General features: G+C 49.8%; 14 protein-coding genes. 9 read left to right on the top strand and 5 right to left on the bottom strand.

The genetic code is table 11. The annotated features are described in order from the left end of the window. Nucleotides 1-5: 5 nt before the first annotated feature. Entirely contained in the window at nt 6-1,352 is a 1,347-nt protein-coding gene (locus tag DNK57_RS06925) for a DUF460 domain-containing protein (RefSeq protein WP_226891145.1), read from the bottom strand. 131 nt (nt 1,353-1,483) lie between these two features. Beyond that, a complete protein-coding gene (gene truA, locus DNK57_RS06920; RefSeq protein ID WP_192962224.1) occupies nt 1,484-2,314 on the bottom strand; it encodes a tRNA pseudouridine(38-40) synthase TruA in 831 nt (276 codons plus the stop codon). Between the two features lie 174 nt (nt 2,315-2,488). On the opposite strand from truA, the gene DNK57_RS06915 reads away from it, so the two are divergent. Beyond that, the gene (locus DNK57_RS06915; protein ID WP_192962223.1) at nt 2,489-3,406 is read left to right on the top strand and encodes a DMT family transporter; all 918 of its coding nucleotides are present in this window, start codon (nt 2,489-2,491) and stop codon (nt 3,404-3,406) included. Nucleotides 3,407-3,503: 97 nt separating this feature from the next. Here DNK57_RS06915 and DNK57_RS06910 read toward each other — a convergent pair whose 3' ends face one another. Continuing rightward, entirely contained in the window at nt 3,504-4,085 is a 582-nt protein-coding gene (locus DNK57_RS06910) for a V4R domain-containing protein (protein ID WP_192962222.1), read from the bottom strand. A gap of 126 nt (nt 4,086-4,211) precedes the next feature. Between DNK57_RS06910 and hisA the strand changes: the two genes are divergently transcribed. Both hisA and DNK57_RS06900 read left to right on the top strand, forming a co-directional pair. Further along, nucleotides 4,212-4,952 (top strand): 1-(5-phosphoribosyl)-5-[(5-phosphoribosylamino)methylideneamino]imidazole-4-carboxamide isomerase, encoded by a 741-nt coding sequence (gene hisA, locus DNK57_RS06905; protein WP_192962221.1) that lies wholly within the window; start codon nt 4,212-4,214, stop codon nt 4,950-4,952. 12 nt (nt 4,953-4,964) lie between these two features. Further along, entirely contained in the window at nt 4,965-5,420 is a 456-nt protein-coding gene (locus DNK57_RS06900; protein WP_192962220.1) for an FAD synthase family protein, read from the top strand. A 52-nt stretch (nt 5,421-5,472) separates the two neighbouring features. Here the strand turns inward: DNK57_RS06900 and DNK57_RS06895 are convergent, their stop codons facing one another. Beyond that, entirely contained in the window at nt 5,473-6,342 is an 870-nt protein-coding gene (locus DNK57_RS06895) for a transglutaminase-like domain-containing protein (protein ID WP_226891144.1), read from the bottom strand. A gap of 279 nt (nt 6,343-6,621) precedes the next feature. On the opposite strand from DNK57_RS06895, the gene argC reads away from it, so the two are divergent. The 6 genes from argC to DNK57_RS06865 all read left to right on the top strand — a co-directional run bounded on the left by argC (nt 6,622) and on the right by DNK57_RS06865 (nt 12,593). Beyond that, nucleotides 6,622-7,626, top strand: coding sequence for an N-acetyl-gamma-glutamyl-phosphate reductase (argC, locus tag DNK57_RS06890; protein ID WP_192962219.1), 1,005 nt, complete (start codon nt 6,622-6,624; stop codon nt 7,624-7,626). 80 nt (nt 7,627-7,706) lie between these two features. Further along, nucleotides 7,707-8,204, top strand: coding sequence for a flavodoxin family protein (locus DNK57_RS06885; protein WP_192962218.1), 498 nt, complete (start codon nt 7,707-7,709; stop codon nt 8,202-8,204). 25 nt (nt 8,205-8,229) lie between these two features. Beyond that, the gene (locus tag DNK57_RS06880) at nt 8,230-9,072 is read left to right on the top strand and encodes a protein translocase subunit SecF (protein ID WP_192962321.1); all 843 of its coding nucleotides are present in this window, start codon (nt 8,230-8,232) and stop codon (nt 9,070-9,072) included. Beyond that, nucleotides 9,069-10,280 carry a preprotein translocase subunit SecD gene (locus DNK57_RS06875; protein WP_192962217.1) on the top strand — a complete coding sequence of 404 codons (1,212 nt, stop codon included), beginning with the start codon at nt 9,069-9,071 and terminating at the stop codon, nt 10,278-10,280. The genes DNK57_RS06880 and DNK57_RS06875 overlap by 4 nt, the downstream gene beginning before the upstream one ends. A gap of 98 nt (nt 10,281-10,378) precedes the next feature. Next, nucleotides 10,379-10,849, top strand: coding sequence for an aspartate carbamoyltransferase regulatory subunit (pyrI, locus tag DNK57_RS06870; protein WP_394354490.1), 471 nt, complete (start codon nt 10,379-10,381; stop codon nt 10,847-10,849). Nucleotides 10,850-10,859: 10 nt separating this feature from the next. Then, nucleotides 10,860-12,593 (top strand): pseudomurein-binding repeat-containing protein, encoded by a 1,734-nt coding sequence (locus DNK57_RS06865; protein WP_226891142.1) that lies wholly within the window; start codon nt 10,860-10,862, stop codon nt 12,591-12,593. Nucleotides 12,594-12,830: 237 nt separating this feature from the next. Here DNK57_RS06865 and DNK57_RS06860 read toward each other — a convergent pair whose 3' ends face one another. Then, nucleotides 12,831-13,625: a succinylglutamate desuccinylase/aspartoacylase family protein gene (locus DNK57_RS06860; protein WP_192962215.1), complete on the bottom strand. Its 795-nt coding sequence runs from the start codon at nt 13,623-13,625 to the stop codon at nt 12,831-12,833. Nucleotides 13,626-13,709 lie beyond the last annotated feature (84 nt).

The raw sequence follows: 13,709 nt of genomic DNA, 5'->3' as shown, positions 1-13,709 counted from the left end.
GAGTCTCATTTGTGATTCCTTCTTCGCTGAGCCCTGTACTCGGTTATTACCTTGAGGAGCTCCTCTTCTTCTTCCTTCTTCCTTCTTTCATTTAATCTGTGTTTCCATTTTTCTATCTCTCTATTTAAATCTTGAGTTTTAACTGACCCGAAATCATCATGTACCTCCATCTGGAGTGATCTGACCGGTATAACCGGGACCTCTGCCTCCTCAAATACCTCAAGGGCCTGGTGGGACATCTTATCCTCAGTTATTATTGCCCCTGGCCCGAGATCCAGGAGTATCCTCGCGGTCTGCGAACCACCCCCCTCTGAGCTCCTGAGGAGCAGCACATCTCCGGCCTTTATCTTCCATCTGGAGCAGGCCCTCCGTATCCCATCCCTTGTGAAGGTCTCTATGATCTTGATGGGTGTGGTGTCCCCTGAGGACTCCATGTCCCTTATCTGGAGGAGGGAATCAAGGTCCCTTTCAAGTGCCTCCCTCCTGGATTTTTCCTCTGTGTATTTCCTCTGAAGCTTCTCTATAACCTTTAATTTATGGGAAAGTTCTCTGTTTAAAAGCAGATCCCTTGAGTACTCATACTGGATTCTTTCAAGTTTTTTCTCGAGCCTTGACTTCTCATCCTCCAGTTCCCTTATCTTCTTCAGCAGGGACTTCTTCTCCCTCTTCAATCTTTCAATGGTTGATCCCTGGTTTCTCAGCCTTGATCGTTGGGCCCTGATGGTCCTCCTGAGCTTTTCAACATCATATTCATCGCCAGCAGACTCCTCTTGCGAAATTTCCGGGGTTTCAGATTCTTCTTCCGCTTTCAGGGCCCTTATCGCCTCTGCAATTGGTTTTCCCATGATTACGAGGCCCTTGACCCTGAGGGTGTCGGAGGGGCCCATACCGGTTTCGCTGGTCTTTCTTTCTATCTGCTTCAGCTTCATCTCATAATGCCTGTAGGCCTTCACTGCGGCCGCAAGGGCGTCCCTTTCGTGTGAGTTTTCAGGGGTGAAATCAGTTTCCCTCAGGAACTCTGATACCAGTTCATTCTTGAAGGATATGGTCATGACCCTTTCAGGGGTGTACAGCCTTGCATTCAGCATCGAAGCTATCCTTTTGACTGCACCTGGGGCTGGGTGGACGTCTGATGCTACTATAACTGGCTTTCCGTGCTCGATTATCCTCTCAATTATATCGGACCTTGCCGCCTCCTTCATGCTTCCGAGGTGGAGGAGTCTTCCCTCAAGGTCAACTATGGCAAGGCCGACTGTGTGGCCCGGGTCGATACCGACTATTGTGAGGACCTTCATCTCCACTTCGGGGTTTCTCTTCTGCTGCAGATTATGATCCTCCAGAACTGTGTCCATCAGTGGAACCTTATATTTAATAAATTACTTAGAGTTTTTGATAAATCCGGCGGAGAACATGGCTCCTGCATGAGAGGTTGAAGCCGGATAGTGAGGATGTGGCTGCACTGGCACGGAGCCTGTTTCCTGACTCAATCCGTGGATATAGTGTCCTGCAAATTCCTTAGATGGTCACTCATAGCTCTCCTCACCAGGCTCATCTCCCTGTATGCCCTGAACTCCTCTTCAAGGAGGGATATGAATCGTTTAAATGCATATTCATCGTGCCTCAGTTTTATCTTAACCCCATATTTTAGGTCCATGAGGATGAGGTTCTCGGGGGGCATGGGCTCCAGGAACACCCTCTGATCAGTATCCAGCAGTCCTGCCATGTCATCAGGGGCAAGCTCCCCCTCAGACACCATTACAAGGGCCCTTACCATCTTACGAACCATCTGCCAGAGGAAACTCTCTCCGTAGACATCGATGATGATGGAATCACCGACCTCGGATACCCTGACATCCCTTATCCTCCTTACCGGGTCCCTGTCTCTCCTCCTTGAGAAGTTGCTGAAGTCATGGGTCCCCCTGAAGTGGGCTGCTGCCTCAGCCATTAAATCTGTATCCATGGACTCATCCCGGTACAGGATGTATCGGTAGTGCCTCTCAACTGGATACCTTACCTTGAAGGGGTACATGACCGATGCCCATGCCAGAACCCGTATATCCCTTGGGAGGAGATCGTTGATCTGGTTCACATGGATATCCTCCTCTGTGAAAAAACTCACGAAGTTTCCCAGAGCATGGACGCCTCTGTCGGTCCTGCCAGCTATCTGGAATCGTGCCCTTCCAGGATCCTCAATGATTCCTGCCCCTTCCAGGGCCTCCAGGAGTTTCCCCTCAACCGTTGGGACGTCTGGCTGTCTCTGGAATCCATGATAATTTGTACCAATGTATGCAACCTTCAGAGCTATCTTCCTCATAGGATCACCTTGTATTGTGGGGATAAGAGAAACAGGTAATTAAAACAGAGCGATTAGTGGGTTTATCGCCTGTGGAGTTATCCGGTGCACTTCAATTTCTGCCGGGTAATCATTTATTTAGGTTTATCATTTATATCTTATACCACCAGCATGGGATAATGAGGCGGTGCATATATGCGCAGACTATGGGGTTACATCAGTATTATAACTGCAACCATCTTCTTTGGTATCTCTGCAACACTCGATAAGATAATGCTCTCCAGGATGCATCCTGTGACCATCGGGGCCTACACCTATATAATTGCAGGGCTCTTCCTCTTCCTCATAAGGGATACACCCCTCAGGGAGCATGTTCTTGATGCCATTAACAGCGAGGGGGAGGGTGAGACCCGGATAAAAAGAAAAGATTACCTGATCCTTATTCTCACAGCCCTCCTTGGCACAGTGATAGCTCCACTACTGTTCCTCACAGGCCTTGGAGATACAACAGCAGTTAACGCATCCCTGATACTTAACATTGAGGTACTATTCATTATTCTCTTAGGCTATCTCATCTTCAGGGAGACCCTCCAGCTCAAGGACGTCCTCGGGATACTCCTCATCATAACTGGTGGGGTGTACCTCTTAACTGAGGGTGAGTTCACGGATATTGTAAGAAACGTTGCTGTTACCGGAAATTTCCTTGTGATGGCTGCAGCCTTCTTCTGGAGCCTTGATACAGTCCTGAGCAAATTCTTAAGCAGAAAGCGTGATCTGATATTTATATCCGGGGTTAAGAGCTCGGTTGGTGGCTTTGTGCTCCTCCTTATCATGCTTATCACCGGCATAAACACTGCACTCCCCCCTGAAATGCTCCCCTATGCACTGGGGGTTTCAGTTTTCAGTATAGGATGCTCATTCATACTCATCTACATCGCGATAAGGGAGATAGGGGCTTCAATGGTCGGGGCCCTATTCCCATTGTCATCCCTCTTCGGCGCAATATTCGCCTTCATAATACTCAGGGAACCATTTTCTGTTATGCAGGGAATTTCAGGTATCGTGATGCTAACAGGGGTCTTCATACTCTACTGGAACGGTAAGAACAATTAGTGCAAGGGAACGCAAAAAAAGTGCGGGGAAAGGAACCCTTTAAGGAACAATGAGAGGTCAGAAGGGGTCAAAGAATGAATACAATGAAAAATGAACCCTAGATCCTTGCCTTAACATCAAACTGACAGCAGGAGTAACCATTGGTCCAGCAGCGCCGCTCATATGCATCCGCATCACAGTCGAGTATCTCCGATAGGGCCCCGGCAATTATACCCGCCTCAAAGAAGCATATGGGGCGTCCTATATTGGGAAGACCCGAGCATTCAATGCACTCATAGACCCTCACATCCATCCTAAGGTATCCATCCTCCTCCCACTCAGATACAGCATCAAGGATGCCCAGTTTCTGCTCTAGCATGAAATCTGCAAGGGAGTTAATGTCGTTAGCCATGCCCTCAGCGATGATGGTCCTTCCAAGGTTAAGGCCTCCAATGTAGGAGACACCGGCCGCTGAACCTGAGATTATATCAGGAATATTGAAGTGTCCCATGCGGAAGCTTGAGACATAACAGGCATCATCATCAGAACTGGAGAAGAACCTCCTCTCCGGACTAAAAAGGTCCTTAAATTCTATATTATCCTTAACAGGTCTCCTGGGACCTAAACCATCTCTTTCAGCCCTTATCTCATGGTCTGTGATTCTCCGGTATTCCTCAATGAGGGCCCCAATACTCTCCATTGCACACCACCTTCACTTCTCATTTATATCCATGGATACTTAAATATCTTCAAGGACCGGGAAAGGAAATTTTAAATATCCTCCCGGGAAAACCCAGATCAGGAAAGCATTAACAGCAGTGATAAAATGAGCTTTCATAAGAACAGGATGCTTATAATACCGGCCGTGGATATAAAGGATGGGAAGTGTGTGCAGCTTGTGCAGGGGAAACCAGGGACAGAGCAGGTTGTGCTTGATGATCCCGCCGGAGTTGCCAGGAACTGGGAATCCCTCGGGGCTGAAACAGTTCATGTTGTAGACCTCGACGGGGCCCTGGGTCTTGAGAAGAATACAGGTATACTTAAGGAGATCATAGACGAGGTTTCAGTGCCTCTGCAGATCGGTGGAGGTATAAGGAGTAAAGAATATGCAGGAAAACTCCTTGATATGGGCTTTGAGAGGGTTATACTGGGCACCATGGCCATAGAAAACCCTGAAGTCGTTGAGGAGCTTGCAGCTGAATACGGCTCAGAGCGTATAATGGTCTCACTCGATAGCAGGGACTCAAGGGTTGTTATAAGGGGCTGGACAGAGAAGGTTCCATTCACAGCAGAGGAGATGGCCCGGAAATTAAAGGCCCGGGGGGCTGGCAGCATACTATTTACAAACGTGGACTTCGAGGGCCTCCTATCAGGATTTGACCTTAAACCGGTGACTGAACTTGTGGATGCAGTTGACATACCAGTAATTTACTCTGGGGGTGTCAGCAGCCTCGACGACATAGGGATGCTGCAGGGGACCGGTGTCAGGGGGGTGGTTATAGGATCAGCCATCTACAGGGGCCTTATAGACTTCACTGAGGCCCTTAAATACCAGGACATTGAATAGCGGGATGATAAAATGAAGACAGTTATGGCGACGGGCACCTTTGACATAATACACCCGGGACACGGTTTCTTCCTTGAGGAGGCCAGGAAACTTGGGGGGAGGGATGCCAGGCTTGTGGTTGTCCTTGCAAGGGACTCCACAGTCAGGGCACGTAAGAGGACCCCCATAGTCGGTGAGAATCAGAGGCTTGAGGTTGTCAGGATGCTTAAACCTGTTGATGAGGCCTACCTTGGCAGTGAGACCGACATGTTCGAGATAGTGCACCGCATAAAACCTGACATCATCGCCATCGGCCCCGATCAGAAGTTCGATGTTGATGAGCTGCGTGAGGAGCTCAGGAGGAGGGGCCTTGAATGTGAGGTTAAGAGGATAGAGAAGTACAGGAACTCTGAACTCGACAGCACCTGCAAGATAATTAAAAGGATCCGTAACATGGACTTCAATGAGGACGCCCTTAAGAACTGCTGATTCTATAGCAGGTAAAGCTGCAAAAAATAAAAAAATAAATTAATTTTTAAGATCAGAATGGTAGCTCCGCGTAAACGCCCTTGATAAATACACTGGACCTATCCCAGTTATTCACTGTTCCCAGGGTGTTTGAGAAACTTGTTGCATCGGCGTCGTACCATCTTCCGTTGATGTACAGCTGTCCCCAGACGTGTCCATAGGTGTTACCGCTCCTGAATAGACAGTTACCATGCATGTACCTTGCGGGTATGCCGGCCGACCTTGCAAGGGCGACAAGAAGGTGTGTATGGTCGCAGCAATTCGCTGATCCACTGTGGAGCGTTCCCAGGGCTCCTTGACGTGTGTTGTAGTAGAAACTGTAGTCCAGGCTGTCACGGACCCAGTTAAAGATCCTCACAGCCCTGTCATAGGTTGAGTTACAGCCTGATGTGAGGTTACTGCTCAGAGAGGAGATCTCCTCATCCGAAACCTGACAGTTAGCTGTTTCCTTCAGATAATCAGAGAGTTCAGCGTATCCCACCCTCGTAACCTTCCGGTATCTTGTCTCGGTGACCCACCTGTAGGTCTTCTTGTACCTGGTAACGTAGGTGTAGGCGTAGGTGTATCTGACTCTGTACTTGCCCTTCCTGTAGTAGTAGTTCCTGGTGGCCCTTTTAACCTTCACTGTGTATGGTTTAAGGTAGGAGACCTTCACCTGCACCTTGTAGGGGACGTATTCATGGTAGGTGTAGTTTACTGTTGTCGATGCTGATGCCTTTGTATATGCAACAGTTGTGTTTCCGGTTGTATCTGCTGTTAGATTTGATTCAGCAGCATTCACATCTCCAGCAGGCAGTACCACCACTCCAAGAAGCAGCAGTAATGCAAGTATCGAGTGACGCTTAATTTTACCGCCTCCATTCATGAGGAAAATGATCCCCATGGACAGTTAAAGGTTGTCCCCTGTATACTTATAAATTTTGGTGGCCATGACCTGGGGTCAGGAAAGGATTGGAGTGTGAAGGGGTTTTATGGGAGTACTCTAGATCCATTGGTCAGGGAACATCAGGTGGATAAAGGGCTTGGATATTTGTGGTGATAGGTTAGGCAGAGGTGATGACCGGACACTTGAAGTGGACCGGGAGAATGAGACATCCCCCCATGACACCTTATTTAAATTAGTTCACCAAAGTAGTTATCACAGTTGATTAAGGTGATTGAGATGATAAGTGTGGGTATTATCGGAGCCAGTGGATACACTGGAGGTGAACTGCTGCGACTCCTCGAGAACCACAGGAAGGTGGAGGTGGTCTCAGCCACATCGAGGCAGTACAGTGGTGTTCCCGTATCGAGGGTGCATCCACACCTCCAGGACACTGACCTGAACTTTGAGGATGCCGGTCCCGGGGAAATCGATGCGGACCTTGTCTTCACAGCCACCCCCCACGGGGCCTCAATGAAGATCGTTCCCCAGCTCATGGAGAGGGGTATAAGGGTGGTGGACCTCAGCGGTGACTACCGCTTTGATGACACTGAAACCTATGAGGAATGGTACGGGATAAAACATGAAAGCCCCCTCGAGGCGGTTTATGGACTTCCTGAGATCCACAGGGAGGAGATATCCTCCGCAGATCTCGTTGCAAATCCTGGCTGCTTCCCGACAGGCGCTATACTTGCATGTCTCCCCCTGGTATATGAAAAAATCGCAGACACATTCATAATTGATTCAAAGACAGGAGTGAGTGGTGCGGGTGTTAAGCCAACGCCACTGACCCACTACCCCCACTGCAGTGATAATGTAATCCCCTACAATGTAACAGGCCACAGACACACACCTGAGATAAGACAGGAACTCTCAAGGCTGAATCCTGTGAGGCTCAGCTTCACACCCCACCTCGTCCCGGTGACAAGGGGCATCCTGACGACGGCCCACACCTTCCTCCTTGAGGACCTGAAGCAGGATGAAATCGCAGATATATTCAGGGGATTCTATGATGGTGAACCCTTTGTGAGGGTTGTTGATGGAATCCCACGACTCAGTGCCGTCAGGGGCTCCAACTTCTGCCACATAGGATGCTTCGAGGTTGACGACAATCAGCGGGCTGTTATAGTTTCTGCCATAGACAACCTCGTGAAGGGCGCATCCGGGCAGGCCATCCAGAATATGAACATAATGTTCGGGTTCAGGGAGGCTGAGGGTCTTGATTTCCCCGGGATGCACCCATAGCAGGGCACCGTTATTAAATGGGCAGAGATATATATTATACCGTCCAGATCATACCCAAGGTGACGAAGCTGAGTGATACGATGAAGACATGTGTAATTTATTATTCGCGTACCGGGAACACTGCGATGGTTGCAAGGACCCTTGCAGAGGAACTGGATGCTGATCTTATTGAGATCAGGGACCTTGAGGATAGAAAGGGGTTCATGAGCAGTTTCAGATCATCCATAGACGCCATCAGAGAGTCCAAAACGCCCATAAAGCCAGAAAAGGTTGATCTGTCCGGTTATGACCTCATATACGTCGGGACACCTACCTGGGCAGGTAAACCCGCGCCGGCGATAATAACCCTGATAGACCGGGCGGATTTCCTCGGGAAGGACGTGATACTATTCACCACCATGAGCCGGCAGGGCGGTGAGGGTGCAATAGATCGGATGTCAGAGAAGATAGGGGCGCGTGGAGGAAGGATCATAAATTTCTTCATCCAGAAAACAGCAGGTAAAGAGCTCATCCAGGTGAGGGAGGATACCCTCAGGATAATCAATGAGAAGGACCTGAAGATATACGAAGCCAGGTGACAGGAAAGATAAACTATTAAAGGTGATAACCTTGATTGACCGCATTTTAAAGTCATACAAGCTTCTCATAGCAATACCCGCAGCCATAACTTTAATCGCGCTGCTTCTGGTTACCTTCAATGGACTCAACGAGAGTGTGGACCTTAAGGGGGGAACTCTTGCAGAGCTGACCCTCCATAAGAGTGTTACCCAGGCTGAACTGGAATCGCTACTCAGGGAAAAACTGGGCACAGGAGACGTTAAGGTCCTCTCCATAAGGGGTGAAAGGGCGACGGTACAGTTCGGTGCAGACCTGGATGTTGTGAAGGTGAGTGAAGCCCTCAGGGGCACAGCAACCATCAACAGTTACAAGTCAGTGGGCCCTGTGCTGAGCAGACAGGCCATGAACCAGATCTACTGGGCCATTGGCTTCGCATTCCTATTCATGTCGGTGACTGTTTTCATAATCTTCAGGGCCCCTGTCCCCTCACTGGCTGTTATACTTGCAGCGGCATCTGATATCATAATAGCCGTGGGTGGGATGTCAATCCTGGGCATACCCCTCTCACTGGCATCTGTTGGTGCCATACTTATGCTCATAGGTTACAGTGTGGACACAGACATCCTACTCACCACAAGGGTCCTTAAACGCCGGAAGGGTAGCATCAATGAGAGGGCCCTCGGGGCCATGAAGACAGGTGTTACAATGTCCATATCTGCAATCGCTTCAATGGCGGCACTCTACCTCGTGACGGTATTCCTGATGCCGGAGGCCAGGGTGCTGAGTGACATAGCCTCTGTTCTGATAATAGGGCTACTGGCGGATATCCTGACCACGTGGCTCATGAATCTTGGAATTCTGAGGTGGTACCTGGAGGTTAAATCATGAACAGGAAGGTCTCAAAGTTTATTAAGGACTACCGCGTGCTACTCCTCATAGTCCTGGTGGTGGCGAGTATCACTGCAATATCAACAATGGGTATCCAGCAGGGACTTGACCTGCAGGGAGGGTCCCTCATACAGATACAACTCGAGAGGCCTGTTGATGCCGCGACCATGAACACCGTGACCAGTGTACTTGATAAGAGGCTCAACATATTCGGTGTGAAGGACGTGAAGGTGCGTGCAAGCGGAGACCAGAACGTTATAGTTGAAATTGCCGGTGTCCAGCCAGACCAGGTCGCAAAGATAGTCGGTAAACCCGGTAAATTTGAGGCAAAGATCGGTAACGAGACCGTTCTGACAGGTTCAGATATTGTGAGCGTACAGTCCCCAATAATAACCGGTAATGAATGGGAGGTCCCCTTCAGGCTCTCACCAGAGGGTGCCAGGAAGTTCGCAGAGGCGGCCCGGGGCAAGGCAGGGGAGCCAGTTAAAATGTACCTGGATGACCGTCTCATAACATCCCCTGAAATATCAGCGGAGGTTGCAACAGGAAAGCCTGTCACCGATGTCAGGATAACAGGTGCAGAGAACAGCAAGGCAGAGGCTGAGGTCCAGGCAAAGGAGATAGAAACCCTCCTCAAAACAGGTTCACTGCCTGTTAAGGTTAAGATTGTCGGTGTGAGCAGCGTATCCCCTGAACTCGGAAAACAGTTCACAGAGGGTGCGCTGATCGCGGGACTCCTTGCTGTGCTTGCAATCGCCTTGATACTCATAGTGAGGTACCGCAGTCCCCTCCTGGTCCTGCCAATATTCTTCACAACCCTCGCAGAGCTCATACTCATACTGGGGGCGGCCGCGGTTATCAGGTGGAACATTGACCTTGCAGCCATAGCAGGTATACTGGCGGCGATAGGTACAGGGGTGGACGACCAGATAATCATAACAGATGAAGTCCTCTCCGGTGAGGGCAGGAGAACAAGGCGTAAGTTCAGGATAAAGGATGCCTTCTTCATAATATTTGCATCCGCAGGTACCCTTATAGCTGCAATGCTCCCACTGGCCTACATAGGCTTCTCAAGGGGTGCCACCGGTATAGGTCTCCTTGCCGGCTTTGCATTCACAACGGTCCTCGGTGTCCTGATAGGGGTCTTCATCACAAGACCAGTCTACGCCAGGTTCATTGAAACATTCAACGTTGCCATGAGAAAATAGGAGATCATCCGATACCGCCTAAAACAGGGATATCCTCCAGATATGATGGCATCCAGGGGGATGTCATCCCGGAGGTATCCTTCAATGTCACAGGAGGGATGGATATGAAGAAACCCTTCGAACTGAGGGTCAAACCAATAAGGAACGGGACCGTTATTGACCATATAACTGCAAACAGGTCCCTGAATGTCCTCAACATCCTTGGACTCCCTGATGGGCATAGCAAGGTGACGGTTGCAATGAACATGGATTCCTCCCAGCTCGGATCCAAGGACATAGTTAAAATAGAGAACAGGGAACTCAAACCCTCAGAGGTTGATCAGATAGCCCTGATAGCCCCCAGGGCCACAATAAACATTGTAAGGGACTATAAGATTGTTGAGAAGGCCAAGGTGAGGCTCATGGAGGAGGTCAGGGGCATCCTGAGATGTCCGAACCCCAACTGCATCACAAACAGTGACGAGGGTGTTGAGAACCGTTTCTATGTCATCTCAAAGGAACCTGTTCTGCTACGCTGCTACTACTGTGAACGCCTCATTGAGGCCGATGAGATCGAGTCACAGTTCTAGGAGTGATAGCATGAGATATGAATACCATTGCAACCTCCAGGTCATCCAGAACACGGTAAGAGTTCTGGGAAGGATGAGAGTGAAGTTAACTGTCATGCTGATGGCGTTACTCCTTTTGGTTTCACCTGCATCTGCAGCTGTTTTTGTAACGGATCCTTCCCATGCCATCATAACTGCACCCGCCGCGGCCCATACAGATGGCCGGCTGATAATCAGCAGCCACACCCCTGAGAAGTCCGTGATGAAGTACCTCAGGGGCCAGAGCCCTGTGGTTGTTGGTGACGTGGGGGTGAATGGGACCCGGATCCCGGCGAGGACATCCACACTTGCACGTTACTGGAGCCGGAGCGACGTTGTTGTCCTGGGGACGGGGTCAGACATTTCAGCAGCATACATTGCAATAAAGAATGATGCGCCCCTCCTATTAGCCGGTAAAACATTACCATCAGCCACCAGGACAGAGATAAAACGTTTAAAGCCCAGGAGTATAATCATATGTGCATCCCCTTCAGCAATACCCTCCTCGTCCCTGAGGGGTATTGGAATACCCTGGAGGCGGGTCTGGTATGGAAGTGACTCTGCAACCCTCAGCGCTGTTCAGCCAGCATCCCCACAGCGGGTCTCAGCGCCGGGGACGCTTCTACCGGTTGCCATGACAATCTGGAAGACCAGGGCATATTACAGTACCTCAACAGGAGTGAGGGTTAACGGGACCTCCCTATGGTCCTCAGGGTACCCCACAACATCGGTTATAATGAACCGCTACGCTTCCAGGGACCTCGAAACCATCTACATAAGCTCTGACAGGCTCAGTGGTGTGGATGGAAGGAGCCTCATGGAGTCCATAAGGGCCGAGATAGGTGGTTCAGCAAGGGTCATTGTCGATGAGAAGTCACCTGCTCCAGGAGAGGCTGACAGGGCGATTAAGAACGCCCCTAAGGGTTCGCTGGCTGTTTACATTGCCGCGGCATGTCCCGGTACAATGTATGGTGTTGTCTCAGGGGTGAAGAGGGGGTACCTGAGATCCTATGCCAGTGGACTTGATGGTATCGTCTATGTGAACTATGGAAGCCTCAAACTTTCAGCGACTGGATACCTTCCAAGGGCCTGGGACGACAACTTCTCCAGCCCCTACTTCGCAGGGATAAATGAGCCCTCCAGATTCCTCAGGGATGCGGGCATACTCCTCATAGAACCCAGGAGCTTCAGCAGTGATGAGCAGATACACCTCACAGCCATGAAGCTGATTGAATATGCCTACTCTGCAGATGGGGAGCACCTTGGGGATATGGACACCTCCAGGTACGTGGCAAGGCATGAGATTGACCCCACAACCCTATCCACAGATGCCCAGAGGATAGTCAGGGGAGAGGCCACTGTGATGCCCAGGCAGGAATGGGTCTACCTTGCATCACAGTACATTGCAGGCCTCCCTGTAAGGAAGAACACCACGAGGATATCCGATGCCCCATCATCCAGTAACACCTACACCGGGACACTGTCAAGGGCAGGGTACCGTGACGTTGCAAGGAGGGTCTATGAGTTCACCAGGAGTAATGGCAGGCTCCCATCATATGTGCAGGTTGGTGCTGATAGGATCGGCAGGGATGAGTACACGGCCATGTTTGCACAGATAATCCAGAACCACACAGACAGGAGCCGGATGGTGTTCCCATCCTCTGTGAAGGTTGGTAAGGGCCTGATTGATACTGTGGTGGAGTTCGTAAAGGACCTCATCACATGAATCTCATTTTTTGACAGTGCTGTGGAGAGAGGTTCATCAGAAAAAGACTGTTCAAAAAAAGAGCAAGCCCACTCCTTCCCACCACAGGAGAGAGTTCCGTCAGAAAAGGACCGTTCAAAAGACAGCAAAAATCTCCACCATTAAAGAGATGGATATTTTAGAAGCTCAAAATCTTTTCAAAGGAAAAAATGAAAATTTTTTACGACAAAAGGGGGGATGCTGAACCCTTATAGGGAATCAGACGATCCCATTGTACTTTAAGAAGCCCATCATCTGGGTGTAGGATTTTGTGACACTTCCAGATGCAACATAACCATGGGGGGATTTAACCTCAGCCGTCACTGCAGGGATACCTGCAAGGTTGCATACATCCTCAAGGGCTCTCGGGTAATCCTTACCTGCAACCTGGGCAGGTATGAAGGCGGACCCACTGTAACGGCTCATGTAGTATGCCATCCTGTAGCTTTCATAGGTTGGGATCCGTGTGCAGAGGATGGATGTTTTCCCTGGCACTCCACCGGGCCTTGTTGAGTGGAAGTCGCCAACCGCATCCACGTCCCTTGAAAGTGCAATCTGGAGTATCCTGTTTGTGGGTGTGCCCCTGATATTTGCTATGCTGTTGGGGTTCTTACCATTCCAGTACCTGGAAGTTCTCGCGGTGGATGATGGTATGAGGAAGGGCACAACGTAGACCGTGCCCCTGATCTTCTTGCCTGACAGGTAGTTTATGAGTTTAACAGCAGCTATGGATGCCGGGAGTTCATTCCCATGGACCCCAGCGACTATCATGACCTTCTTACCCCCACCATCTCCAAAGGTGAACATGGGTGTCCCCCTCCTGGCCGCCTGGAACACCTCTGAAGTCACCTGGGTCCTGGGGGTGTACTTCTCTATGTAGTAGTTCTTTGTCACATCTCCCCCTGTACCTGTGTAGATTATCTCGGTTTTGAGGGCCGAGGCTGCCTGCAGGGTGGAGAATAGGAGTACGGCCGAAAATAGAAGTGTTATGAGTTTGATCCGTGAATTTTTCATAATTTCACCTTGGAAGTATGTATATTCAAGGTGTCTTATATTATGTGCTGTGTTCTCCTTATAAACTAAATTGAATAAACACAC

This window comes from Methanothermobacter thermautotrophicus (assembly GCF_014889545.1).
GTDB lineage: Archaea > Methanobacteriota > Methanobacteria > Methanobacteriales > Methanothermobacteraceae > Methanothermobacter > Methanothermobacter thermautotrophicus_A.
This window is presented reverse-complemented; position numbering and strand designations above follow the sequence as displayed.